The sequence below is a fragment of the Nitrospiraceae bacterium genome (genome assembly GCA_035623075.1).
Taxonomy (GTDB): Bacteria; Nitrospirota; Nitrospiria; order Nitrospirales; family Nitrospiraceae; genus DASPUC01.
In genome coordinates this window covers 70,512-89,314 of record DASPUC010000024.1, presented here as the reverse complement: position 1 = coordinate 89,314, position 18,803 = coordinate 70,512, and the positions used below count along the sequence as shown (strand labels likewise).

The window sequence follows — 18,803 nt, the reverse complement described above, 5'->3', positions numbered from 1 at the left end:
GCGATGAACGTGAGCGCGAGTCGCGACATGGATGGAACCACACCGCCGCATGATGCGAGGATCATCAAAACCGTACTGGACTGCCCTATCTACATTCATCTCTGGGAAGACCGAACTCGGGGAGAGCTTTGGGTTCCGACCTATGATCCGACGGCGCTTGCGTTAGTGGCGGACGACTACTTCCGCGTAGCGGGAAATAATGCCGTCGATAATGGAGAGCGAACGTTCGAGTTTCAGGCGGTTCGACCAGGGACTCACTCGGTGCTGTTCGAAAAGCGGATGGGATGGAAATTCACCGCTGAAGATCGGCGCGTTTTCGAAGTCGTCGTGTCCGACCGGTCGCCGAACCAGGGAAAGTGACAATGCCGGACGTCGCTTATCTCAATGGACGGTTCATGCCCCTGGCCGAGGCCACCGTCTCGGTCGAAGATCGGGGATTTCAGTTCGGCGACGGGGTCTACGAAGTCATTCGTACATACCGGGGGCAGCCGTTCGAACTAGAGGCCCATCTGGCCCGTCTCGAACGGAGCGCGAAAGCGCTCGACCTTCCGCAACCGTACTCTCACAGTCAGTGGACTCACTACGTGCTTGAGGGAATCAAACGGGCGGCCTATCCCGAGGCCAAGATTTACCTGCAGATTACTCGCGGCCCGGCACCTCGAGATCATGCCTTTCCCGAGAATGCCACGGCCACTGTTGTCATGACCATACGCGAGTTTCACGCGCTGAGCGAAGAAATCAAGGGTACCGGTGTGTCGGCGATCGTCATCAACGACATCAGGTGGGGTCGCTGCGATATCAAAAGCGTGAATCTGCTCGCCAATGTCCTCGCCCGCCAGCAAGCCAAACAAGCCGAGGTCTTTGAGACCATTCTCGTCAAAGATGGACACGTGACCGAAGGCGCGGTCAGCAACGTGATGGCGGTCAAGGGAGGAGCTGTCGTTACTGCTCCCGAAGGGCCTCTGATTCTCTCCGGAGTCACAAGAGCGGTGGTGCTCGAGCTTGCCCGAAAAGACGGGATACCGGTCCAGGAACGTGCAATCCCTCAAGCGGATCTCTTCTCTGTCGACGAGGTGCTCCTGACGGGGACTACGGTCGAGGTGGTCGGGGTGGTCAAGATGGACGGCAAAGCGATTGGAACAGGCCGTCCCGGTCCGATCACTCAACGACTGGCGACCCTCCTGAGGCGTGTGACTGGGTAGCCCCCTTGCTTTGACCGGAGTGAAATGCTATGGTGCTGCACCGAAAGTGGGCTCTGGCCCACTTTTTTGTTTGGCCTCTTGGAACCTTGGAAGTTGCGATCCGGAGCGCCGAGGCTAGGGGTGTCGGTGAAGGACTCCCGACCGGTCGTTGATCATCTGCAAGACATCGTGTCCCCTATCCTCTGGACGATGGGTCTGGAACTCGTCGACGTCGAGTGTGTGGGGCAGGGTTCACGAACGGTGGTGCGGGTTTATATCGATAAACCGGGTGGCGTCACCGTCAGTGATTGTGAACGGGCGCATGTGGCGTTGAGTCCAGCCTTGGACGTCAGCGACCCATTTCCCCATCCCTATACGCTTGAAGTGTCCTCGCCGGGGCTGGATCGGCCATTCAAACGATTCCAAGATTATCGCCGGGCGGTGGGCATGCGAGTCAGCGTCAAGCTGAAGCAGCCGATTGACGGGCAGTGGCGGATCGTTGGCGTGTTGGGGGAGGTCAACGAACAAGCTGTGACAGTGACGATCAGTGAGCCGCCGCCTCCGCGATCAATCACCCTCGACTTCGGCGAGATTGCCGAAACACGACGGGTGGTGACGTTTTAAATCGCGGATAGGCGGAGTGTTGAGACGACGAGAGCATGGTGGAGAGTAATCTATGAATCGAGAACTCATTGCAGTGATCGATGAGATCGGACGGCAAAAGGGCATCGAGAAGTCCCGGGTGATCGGGGCGATCGAGGCAGCGCTCCAGACCGCGGCGAAGAAACGGTTCGGGCAAGCTGAAAACATTCAAGTTGAAATCGACCCGAAGACCGGAGAAATCTCGGTGGTGTCGAAGAAAATTATCGTCGATGCCGTCACCAATCCCAAAGCCGAGATTTCTCTGAAGGAAGCGCGTCAGTATGACAGCGAAGCCGAAGTGGGAGATGAGATCGGGTCCTTAATCGAAATGGATGAATTGGGCCGAATCGCGGCACAAACGGCGAAGCAGGTGATCTTCCAGAAGGTCCGTGAGGCGGAATGGGAGGCAGTGCAGAAGGAATACTCTACCCGCCAGGGCGATTTGGTGAACGGCATTATTCTCGGCATGGAACGCCGGAACTACCTGGTGGACTTGGGCAAGACCGAAGCCATCCTCCCGATCCAAGAACAGATCCCGCGAGAAACCTATCGTCGCGGCGATCGAGTGAAGGCCATGCTCTTGGAGGTCCGACGGACGCCAAAAGATGTGCAGGTCATTCTCTCTCGAAGTCATCCGCAATTCGTGGCGAAGCTTTTCGAATTGGAAGTTCCGGAAGTCACGGAAAAAATCGTGGAAATCAAGTCCGTTGTGCGAGAGCCGGGCGACCGGACCAAGATCGCCGTAACGTCCCGCGAAAAGGCGGTCGATCCCGTCGGAGCCTGTGTCGGCATCAAGGGCTCTCGGGTGCAGGCGGTGGTCCGCGAACTGCGGGGAGAAAAGATCGATATCATTACCTGGACGTCCGATCCGCGCGTCTTTATCGCCGAGGCGTTGAACCCAGCCACGATCGAAAAAGTCGGGATCGATGAAGAGAAAAAGTCGGCGCTCGTCGTGGTAGCGGATTCTCAGCTGTCGCTCGCGATCGGGAAAAACGGACAGAACGTTCGTTTGGCCGCACGGCTAACGGGATGGAAGATCGACATCATCAGTGCCACGGAGTACGAAAAGGAAAAAGCGGAGCGAGACAAGGAAATCAAGGCCGCATTGGCAGAGGAGGCCGAAGCCCAGCGTCAGCAGGAAGAAGCCAGAAAGCAGGAGCGGGAAGCCGAAGAAGAATCTCAGGCGTCGGATGCTGGGTAACGCCGAAAAGGTGTTGACTACTTATGCGTGTGTATGAATTGGCCAAACAGCTTGGGATGGAGAATCGTGATCTCATCCCTGAGTTGAAGCGGATGGGGATTCCCGTTGCCTCCCACAGCAGTGCGCTCGAGGAGGAGACGGTCCACAAAGTGCTCGCGAAGCTGGGCCACAAATCAAAGACCTCGGTCAAGACGAGTGGCCACGTGGCTGAGGCTGGTGATGTTCGTGCTGAACGTGGAAAGGACACCGGCCACGGGACGATCGCAAAAGCGGGAGGTGGGCACGTTGCTCCGGCCGCCGAGGAATCAAAACCAGACAAACGACGCATCCTCATTAAGCGAAAGAAAGTAGAGGAGGGTGCTGCTGAAGAGGGAGCAGCGGCGCTCGTCGGAAGCGAGTCATCGAGTCTCATCGCTCCATCTGCAGAATCCCCCAGCTCTCTCACGATCACACATCCCGTCGAGACGCCCATTGTTCCTCATCTGGAGCCGATGACCAGGCCCGCAGCCGCGGTTCAGTCTCCTACACAGGCATCTCCTAGCACGTCCGCGGTGGTACCGACCGTCGAATCGGTTCTCGGCAAGAAGAAGAGCGTCGCCTTCGAAGCGATCGAGGCGGAGGGGCTCAAGGACAAGCTGAAAAAGAGCCGCAAAATAGCCAGACAACGGGATGACGATCAAGTGGCTGTTCGCGAAGATGCCGCGCGCTGGCAAGACCTTCGCGCGATTCCTGTTCAGCCACGTCGCGATGATCGTGCGAAGCACGCACACCACAGTACTCTGGCGGAGATTACCAAGCCACGGAAGAAGAGCATCAAGCTCACGCCGGGCATGACGGTCAAAGAGTTTGCTGAGATGATCGGTCAGAGACCTGCCGACATCGTCCGGAAGTTAATGGACATGGGGCAGATGTTGACGTTTAACCAGCCGATGAACACGGATGCTGCCGGGATCATTGCCGAAGAGAGCGGAGTGAAACTCGATGTGACGGTTGAGAAGGCCGGCGAAGAGTTGCTGGAAGCCTTGGTTCAGACCGAGGGTGAAGGGCAGCTTGAACCCAGGCCGCCAGTCGTGACGATCATGGGCCATGTGGATCACGGTAAGACGTCGCTGCTGGATGCGATTCGTGAAACGAAGGTGGCGGAGGGAGAAGCGGGTGGCATCACCCAACACATCGGCGCCTATACCGTCACTGTGCGCGGCAAGCATGTCACGTTTCTGGACACCCCCGGCCATGAGGCGTTCACGGCCATGCGGGCTCGGGGGGCGAAGGTCACTGACATCGTCGTCCTCGTCGTCGCGGCGGATGACGGCGTGATGCCACAGACGATCGAGGCCATCCATCATGCGAAGGCCGCCTCCGTCCCGCTCATCGTCGCCATCAACAAGATCGACAAGCCTGGAGCCAATCCGGATCGGGTGAGAAACGCGCTCTCAGAGCATGGGCTCATTTCGGAAGCCTGGGGCGGTGAGACTATTATGGTGGAGGTGTCTGCCAAGCAGAAAACCGGCTTAGACCAACTCTTGGAAATGATCTTACTTCAAGCCGAGATACTGGAATTGAAAGCCGATCCTCATCGACTAGCCAAGGGAACGGTGGTCGAGGCGAAGCTTGAGCGGGGGCGGGGACCCCTCGCGACGGTGTTGGTCCAGGGTGGCACGCTTCATGTCGGCGACGCATTCGTCGTCGGGGCCTTCAGCGGACGAGTACGGGCGTTGCTGTCACACATGGGGGCGAAGGTACAGGAAGCCGGCCCTTCGATTCCTGTGGGGGTTGTCGGGTTGCCGGGTGTGCCTGCGGCTGGCGATGTCTTCCAGGTGGTCAAGGATGAACGTGTCGCCCGTGAGATTGCAGAAGACCGGGCACGGAAGCAACGGGCGGCTGAACTCGCAGGGCAGGGGAAGGTGTCACTGGACGATCTCTTCGCGAAGATCCAGGAGGGGTCGGTCAAGGAATTGGCCTTGGTGATCAAGGCGGATGTGCAAGGATCCGCGGAAGCCCTGTCTGCAGGCGTCGAGAAACTGCCGACGGATGTGGTGAAACTCCGTGTCATTCACAGCGGTGTCGGCGGCATCACGGAGTCTGACGTGCTTCTTGCCGCCGCGTCCAACGCGATCATCATTGGGTTCAATATCAGGCCTGAGCCCAAAGCCGCGGCACTCGCCGAACAGGAAGGTGTGGATATCCGCCTGTACACCATCATCTACGATGCGATGGCCGACATTAAGGCGGCGATGGAGGGACTGCTTGAGCCGACGCTGAAGGAGCGGACGGTCGGTCGGGCCGAAGTACGCCAAGTGTTCACCGTCTCTAAGGCAGGCACTGTAGCTGGCTCTTACGTATTGGAAGGGACCATCACGCGACAAAGCGCGGGGGTCCGGGTCATTCGCGATAATGTCGTCGTGTATCAGGGGAGGTTGTCGTCCTTGCGGCGGTTCAAGGACGACGTTCGCGAAGTGCAACAGGGCTATGAATGTGGAATCGGGATTGAGAATTTCAACGACATCAAAACAGGCGATATTCTCGAAGTGTACGCGATTGATAAGATCGCCGCGAAGCTCTGAGGCGTGAGCCTGCTGGACTGTGAGTATCATCGTCGGACTCTGTACGGTTGAGTTGTTCATCCCGAGCAGTCAGTCTTTGAAGAACAAGCGCCAAGTACTTTTGAGTCTCAAAGATCGACTACGCGACAGGTTCAATCTGTCGGTTGCCGAGGTCGGCGAACAGGATTTGTGGCAGAAGGTAGTACTCGGACTTGCGTGTGTCGCGAACGAAACACGGCACGTTCATCAAGTATTGGAGCAAGCGTTGAACGTAATTCGCGCGACCCCGGCGGTGGAGATTGTCCAGTCCCGGATTGATGTGTTGTGATGAAGTCCATGGCGGCGAGCGGCGGTACAGAAACCGCTCGAGCATGGGGGCGATGACGAAGGCAGGCTACAAGCGGGCCGATCGTGTGGCGGATCAAATTCGCATGGAGGTGGCAGACATCCTCATGCGGAAGATCAAGGACCCGCGAGTCCGGTCGGTCACGGTCACCGACGTCGAGTTAACGAACAATTTACGCATCGCCCGCGTGTTTGTAACCGCGATGGGGACTAAATCTGAAGAGCGTGAGATCTTTTCCGGACTTGCTAAGGCAAGCGGGTTTGTCCGTAGCGAACTGGGTCGGCGGCTGACGCTCCGTTATCTGCCAGAAATCGTCTTCGTGAAGGACGTGAGTGGGCCGCGAGGCGATCGAGTTTTGCGGCTCTTGGACGAGTTGCAGAGTAAAGATGAAGGGGCAATCGGGTCGTCAACCGGACATACCGGATCGACGTAGTGCCCGCATTAAGTCTATCGATGATACATGTAGAACCACACTGTGCGGTCCTCGACGGGGTGCTGAATATCAACAAAGAGGGAGGATGGACCTCTCACGATGTCGTCGCCAAGGTGCGTCATCTTCTGGGAGGGGTGAAGGTAGGACATGCCGGCACACTCGATCCGATGGCAACAGGCGTGTTGCCTGTTCTTGTCGGCCGAGCCACGCGTCTCTCTGAATATCTCGTCGAATGGGACAAAGAATATGAGGCCGTGCTTCGACTCGGTGAGACAACCGATACGCAGGACGCGACCGGAGCTGTGTTGGAACGCCGGACGATCGAGGCCCTAACACGGGCGGCGATATACGCAGCTGTAGCGCAATTTCGCGGACCACTCGAACAGGTCCCCCCGATGTATTCCGCCGTTAAAGTCGGCGGCGTTCCCCTGTATAGGGCGGCGCGCGCTGGGAAAACGATTGCGCGCGAACCGCGAACCGTCATGCTCCACCTTCTTGAGGTGGTGGCGATTCACGAACGTGACGTCACCATTCGGGTTGTCTGTTCAAAGGGAACCTATGTGCGCACTCTCTGTGCGGACATCGGCGAAGTCTTGGGAGTCGGTGGACATCTGCAATCGCTCGTCCGGACGCGTGTTGGTCCATTTAGCCTTGATCAGACCTTGACAGTTGACGATGTTGCGACCCATCACGCGCTAGGGCATCTCAAGCAGCATCTTCACTCGCTGGATCAGGTTCTGGACCGGCTGCCTTCTGTGGAGGTGGACGATCAGGCGGTTGCCCGCGTGAAGCATGGGATACCGGTGTCTCCGGAGAACATTGTAGCCCGACATGAAGCTGTTGCCCAGGCGAAACCAGGAATGCCGATCCGTATCCATGATAGCCAAGGGCAGCTAGTGGCGATTGGACGGTCTGGAGAAAGCCGGTCTCAACCGATACGCATCGAAAAAGTGTTGATGAGTCAGAAGTCGTAACACGAAGTTTACTGACAAGGAGGAGGCAGGTTATGGCATTGCTGAAAGAAGGAAAGTCCGATGTGATTAAACAGTATCGGCAACATGGTACGGACTCTGGCTCTCCCGAGGTCCAGATCGCGGTCTTAACCAACCGGATCACATACTTGACGGAACATTTCAAGCTGCATAAGAAGGATCATCACTCGCGACGTGGGCTACTGACGCTTGTGGGGCGCCGTCGTCGGCTGCTGGACTATCTCCGCGATGTCGACGATGCCCGCTATCGCGCCGTGATCGATCGTTTGGGCATCAGGAAGTAGAAGCGCGTCTCGCTGTCGCGTTGATACGCGACGGCGAGAGGAACCAGTCGCACAGGTGAACACTGACAGAAACTGGAATCTTCTATCGTTCAAGTTTCTCTCCGTGGGCATCTGTGGGGCATAACTAGAGGAGGCCCTCGATGGCACACACAGTTGAACTCGATGTCGCCGGACGAACCCTGCGACTTGAAACCGGCCGAGTCGCCAAGCAAGCGGATGGCTCGATCTGGGCCACGTACGGAGACACGATTGTCCTCGCGACGGCAGTGGCATCCCAGACAGCCAAGCCGGGCGTTGACTTTCTCCCCCTTACTGTTGACTACCAGGAAAAAGCCTATGCCGCCGGGAAGATTCCGGGCGGATATTTTAAACGTGAGGGCCGTCCGTCAGAAAAGGAGGTCCTCACCAGCCGGTTGATCGATCGTCCCATCCGTCCACTGTTTCCCGACGGGTACTACTTCGAAACTCAGGTCATCGCCTCCGTGCTCTCGGCCGACAAGACCGGATCTTCCGATGTCATCGGGATTACGGCGGCGTCGGCCGCCCTGGCGGTCTCAGACATTCCATTCAATGGCCCTGTTGCAGGTGTCAAGATCGGTCGCGTTGCCGGCCAGTTCATCGTCAACCCTGATCTTGAGACATTGGAGAAGAGCGACCTCCACCTCGTGGTGGCAGGGACCGCCGATGCGGTGATGATGGTGGAAGCCGGCGCCAACGGATTGCCGGAAGCCACGATGCTGCAAGCCATCGAGTTGGCTCATGCCGAAATCAAGAAGATCGTCGCCAAGATCAATGAATTGCGTGTCTTGGCTGGCAACAAGCCCAAGCGGATTGTCATGACGGAGCAGATTGATCCGGCGCTTGCGAGCCAGGTCAAGACACTCGTTGCCCAGGGGATCAGAGATGCCATCATGATTCCGAATAAGACCGCGCGGCAGGAACGGTTGGATCAGTTAATGAGCGACGCGGTCGAGAAACTGAAGCACCCCGACGATCCCAACCGCGAGCGACATGTGAAGCTGGTTTTCCACGGACTGGAATATACAGAAGTCCGAAATATGATTCTTGAAAAACGATCACGTGCGGACGGGCGTGGGCCCGCGGACATTCGTCCGATCACCTGTGAGGTCGGCATACTGCCTCGAGCACACGGATCTGCCCTCTTTACCCGTGGCGAAACTCAGAGCCTAGCCGTCATTACTCTGGGAACGACCGAAGACGAGCAGCGGATCGACGCACTCGAAGGGGAATACACCAGGACCTTCATGCTCCATTACAACTTTCCTCCTTTCAGCGTCGGGGAGGCGAGGCCGCTTAGATCGCCAGGACGTCGAGAGGTCGGCCACGGCGCCTTGGCCGAGCGAGCGCTGAAGCCGGTGATTCCGAGCAAAGAGGAGTTCCCCTACACCCTGCGGATCGTGTCCGACATTCTCGAATCGAACGGATCGTCCTCGATGGCAACGGTCTGCGGTGGGACGTTGGGGATGATGGATGCGGGTGTCCCGATCAAAGAACCGGTCGCAGGGATTGCGATGGGATTGATCAAGGAGGGGGAACGGGTAATGATTCTGTCCGATATCCTTGGGCTGGAAGACCATTTGGGCGACATGGATTTCAAGGTCTGTGGAACAAAGGACGGAGTGACCGCGCTGCAAATGGACATCAAGATCGGAGGAATTACACCGGCTCTCATGCATCAGGCCTTGGAACAGGCCAAGGCAGGTAGATTGCATATCCTGAGCTGCATGCAGAAGGCCCTCGATGCACCAAGACCGAACCTGTCGGCTTTTGCTCCGCGCATCTTCACGATGAAGGTGAAACAGGACAAAATCCGCGAAATCATCGGTCCGGGCGGAAAGACGATTCGCGGAATCATCGCGGAGTGCGGCGTGAAGATGAATGTCGAGGACAGCGGCGTCGTAACAATTGCGTCGATCGACGAAGCCTCAGCCATGAAGGCCAAGGAAATGGTCAACCGGATCGTGGAAGAGGTCGAAGTCGGAAAAACCTACCTGGGCACGGTTCGCAAGATCATGGACTTCGGCGCCTTCGTTGAGGTGCTTCCAGGAACCGACGGACTCGTGCATATCTCACAGCTCGCCCATCATCGGGTGAAATCTGTCTCCGATGAAGTCGCGGAGGGCGATCAAATCCTTGTCAAAGTGCTGGAAGTAGACAGGCAGGGAAAGATCCGGCTGAGTCGCAAGGAAACCATGCCGGCCCCCACCGGAGCCGGAGCCAAGGACTCATCCGCCGGGTGAGCGCCTTGTACCACAAGTTCGTCCTTGAGAATGGCATTCGGGTTGTCACCGAGAGGATACCAACACTCAAATCGGTGACCGTCGGGATTTGGGTGAATACCGGATCCCGGGACGAGCAGCCTTCCCAATCAGGGTTCTCTCATTTCATCGAACATATGTTTTTTAAAGGTACGGAGTCTCGTTCCGCTACTGAGATTTCGCGGGAAATTGACGCACTCGGCGGCGAGATGAACGCCTTTACCACCAGGGAGACGACCACCTTTTACGTGAAGGTTCTGGATCAGGACCTCCATCGGGCCTTGGAATTGCTCTCCGATCTGTTCTATCGCTCACGCTTTGACGCGAAAGAAGTCGAGAAAGAAAAGCAAGTTGTGCTGGAGGAAATTCGGATGGTCCAGGACGATCCAGAAGATCTCGTACAGGAGCTCCACACGGGTCAGGTACTGGGACGTCACCCGCTGGGCCGATCGATCCTAGGTCGGGAAGAGACGATTCGAAGCCTGCGCCGACAGGATTTGATGGCGTACGTCGACGTGCACTATGATCCGGCGCAGATCGTCATTGCGGTCGCAGGGAACTTCGAACAGGCCAAACTCCATTCGATGGTGGTGCACTTTTTCGGTAACAGCCGGAGAGCCAAAAGAAGTTACGTAAATGGCCGACGTCCTCCGGAGCTGCACGGTGGTGTGCTTCTGAAGAAAAAACCATTGGAACAGGTTCATCTTTGCCTTGGGTTGAAGGGCATTCCGGCGGGCCATAAGGACCGATACGCAGCCTATGCGCTCAACAGTGTCCTGGGCGGGAGCGTGAGTTCTCGACTGTTCCAGGAAGTACGAGAAAAACGAGGCCTGGCGTACTCCATCTATTCCTTTCTCTCTGGTTACTCGGACAGTGGAACGATCACCGTGTATGCGGCCACAAGACAGAAGGAAGTGGATCGGGTCGTCGATTTGATCTGCCGCGAGATCAGACGAATGCGAGCCAACGGCATCGAAAGGAAAGAACTTGAGCGAGCGAAGAATCAAATGAAAGGGAGCTTGATGCTCAGTTTGGAGAGTTCCCATAGTCGGATGAGCAAGCTCGCAAAGGATGAACTCACACATGGCAAGCGGACATCACTGGAAGAAATGTTGACCCACATCGATCGTGTGAATGAGGAGCAAATGTTCAATGTCGGGCGTCAACTCTTCAAATTGGATTGCTTAGCGATCACAGGACTCGGACCACTTCCTGCTCATAGTCTCAAAGAGCATAGATGAGAATTCTCTAATAGAAGATTCATTTGCCACTGAAACCCCGTCCAGACGCAGAATCGCAATATCTTCATAAGTAGTTGAATTAAAACATAGATATTGCTTTTACTTCAAACTATCCACAGGGAAAACATTTCCTTGACACGTATTAGTGATTTCAGTACGATTGGCTCGCTTTTTTGATAACGAATCTCATCCAAAGGAACGCGCTGCGAAGAAGAGCAAAAGGAGGTGGCTGGAATCCTTCGCTCGTGGTTGCGTGATCCGGGAAGTTGGTTTCGATTTTTCATCGTACTTAAACAGGTGTTCATAAGAGATCTTGTGGTTGCTACTTTCATGAAGGAGGGATTTGGTATGAAAAGGGTCGTAATACTAGCTGCCGTTGCCGTGTTTTCTGTGCTCGGCTTGCTGACGGCCGAATTCGCTGTTGCAGCCGACGATGCTGGTCCAACTGGTCCTGGTTCAAAGATTGTCGGTGGCGGGCCTATGAAGGCTGAAGTGACCAAGACCTTGAAGGGTCGGGTCTGGTCCCAATGGGCAGACAATCCAGATGGTGAATTGCTGTTCGGGATTCAATATTGGAATACCGGTGATCCAGCGTCGGGGACTCCGACCGGTCGTTCCTCTTCTGATCTCGATGTAAAGCCGCCAGATCCTTTGTTCGTATGCTGCGCCTGGGGCTTTACCGGGGGAACTGAGAAGAATAATCCCTATGCTGGGTGGTACCATGCTGCGACGACCGTGCGGCTGGCTGTGAAGGACAAGGCTCTCATGGACCAGATCATCAAGGCGTCACAAGAACTCGTCGCCATGGAAGTCAGTCTGGATGGTCGGACCATCACCGGCTTCAAGGTGCTCAAGTAATCGACGTTGTTGAGCGATCATTCTTTCTTTACGTGTGAAGGAGGGACCTCATGATGAAGTTTCATAAGCAAGGCTGGGCTGTGATGGCCGCTGTTGCGCTGGTGGTCTGTGTGGCCTCCACCGCACTGGCTATTGAGGCGTTCCAGGAGCGGTTTGAATGGGGAGACATGAGCAAGCCGACGACGTTACAGGGTCGGGTGATCGTTCTGGATCCCTACGATGAGGCAGTCTGGATCAATATTGCTGTGTTCGGCGGCAATGCCGAAAGCGGGCTCTTCTGGCAGAGGATTCATCCAGGTAAGACGGTGAAGTTCTATGCAGACAAGGGTCCGTGGGAAGAGCTGAAGAAGATGGGCCGCCCCCATGCTGGACCAGCTGCTGCCAAGGAAGTGCCACCCGGCAGCACGACGGATTTGGTGGAATTTACGGTGGTTGAGACAGAGCAGAACCATCGCGTCATCACCGCCGTCAAGAAGCTTGCGGAAACTGCCGGCACTCCAAGCAAGACCGTCAGTATCTCTGCTCTCCGATTAAAGGAATGTCAGGGGAAGAATCAGGTGACGGATGCTGACTGCTATGCAGGAATCCAAAAGCTTAATACATCACCAAAGACGCCGGACGGAGCCCAATTGCCGATGCAGTACGATGTATTGCTGCCAGGTGGCCAACCTGTCGGCGGTTTGATTCCCTGGACTGCGAAGTACAACGGCGGTAGGTAATTTTAGTCCTGTCGGGTTTTTGTAAGAGGCGGTAGCCCCGAAAAAGGCTACCGCCTTTTTTATTGCCGGGGATTCTGGGTCTCATCAGCAGCGCGACGCTGCAGCTCGGCCAGACGGTTGAGAGCATCTAGGGGAGTCATCGAGAAGAGATCGATTTGCTTGACCTCTTCGATGATCGGATGTGGATGAGGGAGAGACGTTCTAATGGTTTCTTCCGCCGATGAACGAGAAACGAGATCAAGAGTTGACGATTCTGGTTGTTCCAGCCGAGCAAGGACGTCTTGGGCCCGATCGATCACCGAAGCCGGCAGTCCAGCCAGCTTGGCGACATGGATGCCATAACTCCGATCCGCCCCTCCCGGCACGATTTTCCTCAAGAAGACCACGTCGCCATCCCGTTCCTGGACCGCCACACGATAGTTTCTGATTCCCTCTCGCAACCCCTCCAATTGCGTCATTTCGTGATAATGGGTCGCGAAGAGCGTCCGTGCGCCAAGATGGTTGGGGTCTTGAATGTATTCAGCGATCGCCCACGCAATACTGAGTCCATCGTAGGTGCTGGTCCCCCGCCCGATCTCATCAAGCAGGATCAGGCTCCGAGCGGTCGCGCCATTCAGAATCTGGGCAGCTTCAACCATCTCGACCATGAAGGTACTCTGTCCGGCTGCGAGGTTGTCGGAGGCTCCGACGCGGGTGAAAATCCGATCGACCAAACCGATCCGTGCCTCCGTGGCTGGAACGAAACTGCCGATCTGTGCAAGGAGCGTGATGAGGCCGACTTGGCGGAGGTAGGTGCTCTTCCCGGCCATGTTGGGTCCAGTCAAAATTATGAGCCGATTTCGGTCTCGGTCCAGCAACGTATCGTTGGGCACGAAACTCAGATCGCTGCTGAGCTGTTCGATGACAGGATGTCGGCCCTCCCGAATCATCAAGGTGCCGGAGTCGTCGAGTACCGGTTTGACATATCGATATAAGGCGGCAGTCTCAGCCAGACCGGCTAACACGTCCAACAGAGCGATAGCCTGAGCGATAGCCTGAAGACGAGGGACTTCTTTGGCCAGCCGACTACGGAGCTGGTCGAAGAGTTCTTGTTCGAGAGCGAGCAATTTGGTTTCGGCGCCGCTTACGCGCTCTTCCAATTCCTTCAGCTCCGAGGTCATGAATCGTTCGGCATTGACTAGCGTTTGTTTGCGGATATAGTCGACGGGGACTCGCGAGAGATTGACCTTGGTGATCTCGATATAGTAGCCGAAGACTTGATTGTAACGAACCTTCAGTGACTCGATCCCGGTTCGTTCTCGTTCCTTCGCCTCAAGTGAGGCGATCCAGCCCTTGCCCTCCGTGCTCGCTTTCCGCAGTTCATCGACGCCTGCATGGTAGCCTGTTCGAATGATCCCGCCATCTCGCGCGGACATCGGTGCATCGTGATTGATGGCCTGCTCGATGAGATCCTGCACATCACGGCAGTCGTCCCATGATTCATTTAGAGCGGTCAGCATGGAAGCGTGGAATGGCTGGAGATGCGACGCCAGTTCAGGCAAGGCACTCAAGGACTGCTTCAGGGCCACCAACTCCCGCGGGGTCGCCACGCCGAGCGCGATGCGACTGCTCAGTCGAGCGATGTCTTGGATATGTCTGAGTGTGGCTCGGAGCGGGACCCGTTGCTGGAGGCGGTCTTTTAGTTCACCAACCGCCTCGAGGCGACCTTCGATCGCCAATCGGTTCACCAGAGGTCTGATGAGCCATTCGCGCAAGAGGCGACTGCCCATCGCTGTGACTGTCCGGTCTAAGACGGAGAAGACGGTCGCTGGGTCCCGTGGCGATCGGTTTTCTCCGACGGCCAGTGGTCGAACGAGCTCGAGATTACGGATGGTAGCGCTGTCGAGGTGCATTGCATCGCCGCCTCGACGAGTGTGGAGTCGGCGGATGTGGGCGAGTGAGGCAGTCGGCTGCGTTGTGCGGAAATATTGCAGGACCGCTCCGGCTGCTCCGATGCTGCTGGTCAGACCACGACAACCGTAGCCGTCAAGGGAATGGACGCCGAAATGTTGTTGCAGGGTCAGGGTCGCGTCTCGCTGATCGAAAGAAACAGACGGTTGCTCGCATAGGCGAGGTCCATTCAACTGGGAGAGCCAGGCCTTCACATTCGTCTCCGAGCCGGCTTCGTAGAGGATTTCACGCGGCTCCAGTCGGGCGAGCTCATCCTGCAACTGAGCCGGAGCCTGCTCACCGTCGAACTCTATCACCCAAAATTCTCCCGTTGACACATCCAGGCAGGCCAGGCCGATCGTCGGTCGGCCTGGCCTGCTTGGTACTATGCCGACTGAGACCGCAGCAAGGAAGTTCGATTCCCCAGGTGACAGAAGCTCCGTGTCAACCAGCGTACCGGGCGTGAAAAGACGGACCACCTCGCGGCGGACGAGCCCTTTCGCGAGCTTCGGGTCTTCGATTTGCTCGCACAGGGCCACGGTACGTCCGGACTTGAGAAGCTTGGCAATATACCCCTGCGCGGCGTGATATGGCACACCACACAGCGGTATGGGATCGGTACTCGATTTGTCACGAGAAGTCAGAGCAATGGCAAGAAGCGCAGACGCTTCCCGGGCATCCTCATAGAACATTTCATAAAAGTCGCCGACGCGGAAAAACAGAATGGCATCGGGATAGCCGCGCTTAATCTCGCGATATTGCCGCATGAGCGGCGAGGTATCGGTGTCACTCATCGTGAGAATCTTGGCGTGGGTCACGCGGAACGGATGCAGGGGAACGGCCGGTCACCTTTTCGAGCGACTGGCGAAGCCGTTCCAAGTCGACATCTGCTTCTTGCAGAGCTTTGGTCTTACGTCTCAGCTCAATTCGTCCTCTGATCCATGGTGGAAAGAGCAAGATGCCAGAGACAAGCAGTCCAACGGCGAATCCTGCAAGAATCGGTTTGTAGATCGGTGTCGTGGCTTCAAACAACCCGAAGAAATAGCGGAGCGTGACTTCCTGTTCCTGGTTCTGAAGAAAGAAAGCCAAGCACAGTAGTAGTAGCGTGCCGACCAGAATGAGCCTGATCATAACCGAGCTGGTCCCTTTCTCGCTGGAGCGGGTTGCCGCGCTGATGCCTTCTTCGCACGCCCATTCCCCAAGCACCTCTTGGCCTGCGCTAAGAGCCTGGCAGACATTGGTCCCGTCGCTCGAAGTCGGATTGCTCGGACTCGAGCGGCTCTGTGACTCAAGTCGATCTCGAGACGATCCGAAGGAAGGACAGAGGCGCCTTTGTCCGCCCACTCAACTGCGGTCACGGTTGCCCCGGAAAGATAATCGAGCAGTCCGGTCGAGTCCAGGTCTCGCTGGGAACGCACCCGGTAGAGATCGACGTGGGCAAGGGGGAGGCGTCCTTGATACTCATGGATCATGACGAACGTCGGGCTGCTGACGGCGGTCGTTTCTACACCCAAACCTTGGACGATGCCTCGCACCAGCGCTGTCTTTCCTGCCCCAAGGGGACCGTAGAGTGCGATGGTTTCTCCCCCTTGAAGATTTTGGCCAATGGCCTGGCCTAATCGATCTGTGTGTTGCTGTGACGAAGAGATGATTTGCCATGGTGCTGGTCCACGGATTGGCCGAATCGCCGATCGAGAACTATAAGCCCTTCTTTTGGTTTCATGCCGTCTGGAGCTGTCGGAGCGCATAAGGAATCTGAGCGATAAGATCGCTTGCCAACATGCCGGCCTGTCCAAGCCTATTCATGGCGAGGTCGCCCGCGTATCCATGGATGTAGGTGGCTGCACAGGCTGCATCCCAGGAGGATAGCCCCTGTGCGAGCAACCCGACGAGTATCCCGGTTAAGGCGTCGCCGGTTCCTGCTGTGGCCATTCCTGGATTTCCGGTAGGACACACGGCCACGAGTCCGTCCGGTCGGGCGATGACCGTTCGAGCTCCTTTTAGCACAACGAACACCCCCCGTTCACGAGAGAACCGTTGCGCCGTACCGATTCGATCCGCGTTCACTGTTTGTGTTGTCGCTTCGACTTCGAGCCGGGCCATTTCACCCGGGTGTGGGGTGATGATCGGCGGAATCTTACATTCCGTAAGAAGTGCGGCTCGGCCGGCCAAGGCATTCAATGCATCGGCATCCAGGACGGTTGGTCTCTCAAGATGTTTCATCAGGGATTGGACCAATTCGATAGTTTCTGGATGTGTCGAAAGACCAGGGCCAATGGCCACCGCCGTTCGAGCGTGCATGAAGGCGACAATCTGATCCAGGCTCGCGCGAGCCAGCGTGCGCGCTTTGGTTTCCGGGAGCGACATTGTCATCGCTTCCAGGAGCTTGGCCTCAAGCACGTCGTTGACACTGCTTGGCGTCGCCACCGTGACGAGACCGGCGCCGGCGCGCAAGGCTGCTTGTGCGGCGAGCGCCGCTGCACCAGTCTTGCCGACGGATCCAGCGATAATTCCGGCATGCCCGTATGTGCCCTTGTTCGAGGACAGTCTACGCGGCGGAAGGGTGGCCATCACCATCTTCTGAGTCATTAACACAATCCTGCTGTCACTCGCTTCCGCATAGGCCGGGGGAATGCCAATGTCGACGATCCGAACGGTCCCAGCATGGTCGATTCCGGAACCGACAACTAGTCCGAGCTTTGGCAAGCCGAATGTGACGGTCATAGCGGCACGCACGGCTCGTCCCATGATCGCTCCGCTGTCTGCATGGATGCCGGATGGAATATCAACAGCGATGATTGGTTGATGGACCTCGTTGATGAGGTCGATCGCTTCGCGATAGGGCCCACTGACCTCTGAGGATATTCCGGTTCCGAGAAGGGCGTCGATGACAAAGTCGCTGGAGGCCAGCAAGCTGCGGGCCTGATCTCCAGAGCGCCAGGGCTTAATAGAAGAACGCCCTGCAAGTCGAACGAGTCGACGGTACATGACTGCCGCGTCGCGACTCAGATCGGTAAGAGGAGCCAGCATGAACACATGCACCAACGCATGCCGTCGGCGGAGCAGCCGCGCAACCACGAGTCCGTCACCTCCATTGTTGCCCTTGCCACAAAAGATTGTGACGGTTTTCCCGCGAATGGGTCCGTACTGTTCTTCGAGTTGGGATACGACTCCTTGGCCGGCCCGCTCCATCAGAGTAGAACTTGGCACATGCGCCTCCGTGATGGTTCGACGATCAAGGGTCTGCATCTGTGCCGCAGTGACGAGTTTCATGAAAGGCTCATCATCCGTGTGAGAAGGGCCTCATGTATTGAGTTGCCGAGGAGTGGAGGAGGAAGTCTTTCATCCACAGTCGTGTCATGGCAGGACAACTGACCGGTGTTTTGTGCGGACGGCGGCGCTTCGTTGTTGCGAAACTCAGCCGATCAGCACTTTCATTTCACGGACGGCTTGATCTAAGCCGACGAGTACGGCTCTCGCGATGATGCTGTGGCCTATGTTGTACTCGACGATTTCGGGGATCATCGTTAACCGCTTGACATTACGGTAATTCAAGCCATGTCCTGCATTTACTCCAATGCCCAGTTTGTAAGCCAACTTCGCCGATTGGCTGATGGCCTCGAATTCAGCGTCAGCTTCTTTAGACCGTTTCGCGTTGGCATATCGACCGGTGTGCAACTCAACGAAATCGGTGGAGATCTTATGAGCCGCCTTGATCTGCGCAAGATCTGGTTCGATGAAAAGACTGACGGGAATGCCGCCGTCGTGAAGCATCTTCACGACTTGGTTGATGCGGTCCTTGTGACTGGCCACGTCCAGCCCGCCTTCGGTGGTGAGTTCCTGACGATGTTCAGGGACCAGCGTAACCATGTCTGGTTTAATCATCAGCGCGATTTTCGCCATGGCTTCGTCTGCAGCCATTTCCAGATCGAGCTTGGTTCGAATCAACTCTCGAAGGAGTTGGAGATCTTTGTCCTGGATGTGACGACGGTCTTCGCGAAGATGGACTACAATCCCGTCAGCGCCGGCCAACTCCACGAGCACCGCTGCCGCCAAGGGGTCCGGGTCGTTTCCCCCTCGGGCCTGCCGCAAGGTCGCGACATGATCGATATTGACCCCAAGCCGTGGCACGAAGCCTCCCCTCTGAGGAGTGCG

The 18,803-nt window shown here is 56.7% G+C and carries 18 protein-coding genes; 13 read left to right on the top strand and 5 right to left on the bottom strand.

What is annotated here, in order from left to right:
- Positions 1-9 precede the first annotated feature (9 nt).
- The 13 genes from VEI50_07035 to VEI50_06975 all read left to right on the top strand — a co-directional run bounded on the left by VEI50_07035 (position 10) and on the right by VEI50_06975 (position 12,719).
- Positions 10-360: a protease inhibitor I42 family protein gene (locus VEI50_07035; GenBank protein ID HXX74866.1), complete on the top strand. Its 351-nt coding sequence runs from the start codon at positions 10-12 to the stop codon at positions 358-360.
- 2 nt (positions 361-362) lie between these two features.
- A complete protein-coding gene (dat, locus tag VEI50_07030; protein ID HXX74865.1) occupies positions 363-1,202 on the top strand; it encodes a D-amino-acid transaminase in 840 nt (279 codons plus the stop codon).
- A 126-nt stretch (positions 1,203-1,328) separates the two neighbouring features.
- Complete coding sequence (gene rimP / locus VEI50_07025; protein HXX74864.1) at positions 1,329-1,805, top strand: ribosome maturation factor RimP; 477 nt, start codon at positions 1,329-1,331, stop codon at positions 1,803-1,805.
- 52 nt (positions 1,806-1,857) lie between these two features.
- Positions 1,858-3,024 (top strand): transcription termination factor NusA, encoded by a 1,167-nt coding sequence (gene nusA, locus VEI50_07020; protein HXX74863.1) that lies wholly within the window; start codon positions 1,858-1,860, stop codon positions 3,022-3,024.
- A 23-nt stretch (positions 3,025-3,047) separates the two neighbouring features.
- Positions 3,048-5,588, top strand: a complete 2,541-nt coding sequence (gene infB, locus VEI50_07015; protein ID HXX74862.1) for a translation initiation factor IF-2 — start codon at positions 3,048-3,050, stop codon at positions 5,586-5,588.
- A gap of 19 nt (positions 5,589-5,607) precedes the next feature.
- Positions 5,608-5,895: a DUF503 domain-containing protein gene (locus VEI50_07010; GenBank protein HXX74861.1), complete on the top strand. Its 288-nt coding sequence runs from the start codon at positions 5,608-5,610 to the stop codon at positions 5,893-5,895.
- Between the two features lie 52 nt (positions 5,896-5,947).
- Positions 5,948-6,346 carry a 30S ribosome-binding factor RbfA gene (gene rbfA, locus VEI50_07005; GenBank protein HXX74860.1) on the top strand — a complete coding sequence of 133 codons (399 nt, stop codon included), beginning with the start codon at positions 5,948-5,950 and terminating at the stop codon, positions 6,344-6,346.
- 20 nt (positions 6,347-6,366) lie between these two features.
- On the top strand, positions 6,367-7,320 hold the full coding sequence (gene truB, locus VEI50_07000; GenBank protein ID HXX74859.1) for a tRNA pseudouridine(55) synthase TruB: 954 nt from the start codon (positions 6,367-6,369) through the stop codon (positions 7,318-7,320).
- Positions 7,321-7,352: 32 nt separating this feature from the next.
- On the top strand, positions 7,353-7,622 hold the full coding sequence (rpsO, locus tag VEI50_06995) for a 30S ribosomal protein S15 (protein HXX74858.1): 270 nt from the start codon (positions 7,353-7,355) through the stop codon (positions 7,620-7,622).
- Positions 7,623-7,762: 140 nt separating this feature from the next.
- A complete protein-coding gene (pnp, locus tag VEI50_06990; GenBank protein HXX74857.1) occupies positions 7,763-9,883 on the top strand; it encodes a polyribonucleotide nucleotidyltransferase in 2,121 nt (706 codons plus the stop codon).
- Complete coding sequence (locus VEI50_06985) at positions 9,880-11,142, top strand: pitrilysin family protein (protein HXX74856.1); 1,263 nt, start codon at positions 9,880-9,882, stop codon at positions 11,140-11,142. Before pnp ends, VEI50_06985 begins: the two co-directional genes overlap by 4 nt.
- A gap of 348 nt (positions 11,143-11,490) precedes the next feature.
- On the top strand, positions 11,491-12,000 hold the full coding sequence (locus VEI50_06980) for a hypothetical protein (protein HXX74855.1): 510 nt from the start codon (positions 11,491-11,493) through the stop codon (positions 11,998-12,000).
- Positions 12,001-12,050: 50 nt separating this feature from the next.
- Positions 12,051-12,719, top strand: coding sequence for a hypothetical protein (locus VEI50_06975; GenBank protein ID HXX74854.1), 669 nt, complete (start codon positions 12,051-12,053; stop codon positions 12,717-12,719).
- A gap of 59 nt (positions 12,720-12,778) precedes the next feature.
- On the opposite strand, the gene mutS is transcribed toward VEI50_06975, so the two are convergent.
- The 5 genes from mutS to VEI50_06950 all read right to left on the bottom strand — a co-directional run bounded on the left by mutS (position 12,779) and on the right by VEI50_06950 (position 18,779).
- The gene (gene mutS / locus VEI50_06970) at positions 12,779-15,442 is read right to left on the bottom strand and encodes a DNA mismatch repair protein MutS (protein HXX74853.1); all 2,664 of its coding nucleotides are present in this window, start codon (positions 15,440-15,442) and stop codon (positions 12,779-12,781) included.
- Positions 15,435-15,779: a LapA family protein gene (locus tag VEI50_06965; protein ID HXX74852.1), complete on the bottom strand. Its 345-nt coding sequence runs from the start codon at positions 15,777-15,779 to the stop codon at positions 15,435-15,437. The genes mutS and VEI50_06965 overlap by 8 nt, the downstream gene beginning before the upstream one ends.
- On the bottom strand, positions 15,776-16,396 hold the full coding sequence (tsaE, locus tag VEI50_06960) for a tRNA (adenosine(37)-N6)-threonylcarbamoyltransferase complex ATPase subunit type 1 TsaE (GenBank protein HXX74851.1): 621 nt from the start codon (positions 16,394-16,396) through the stop codon (positions 15,776-15,778). The genes VEI50_06965 and tsaE overlap by 4 nt, the downstream gene beginning before the upstream one ends.
- On the bottom strand, positions 16,368-17,921 hold the full coding sequence (locus VEI50_06955; GenBank protein ID HXX74850.1) for an NAD(P)H-hydrate dehydratase: 1,554 nt from the start codon (positions 17,919-17,921) through the stop codon (positions 16,368-16,370). The genes tsaE and VEI50_06955 overlap by 29 nt, the downstream gene beginning before the upstream one ends.
- Before the next feature lie 144 nt (positions 17,922-18,065).
- The gene (locus tag VEI50_06950; GenBank protein ID HXX74849.1) at positions 18,066-18,779 is read right to left on the bottom strand and encodes a pyridoxine 5'-phosphate synthase; all 714 of its coding nucleotides are present in this window, start codon (positions 18,777-18,779) and stop codon (positions 18,066-18,068) included.
- Between the last annotated feature and the right edge of the window lie 24 nt (positions 18,780-18,803).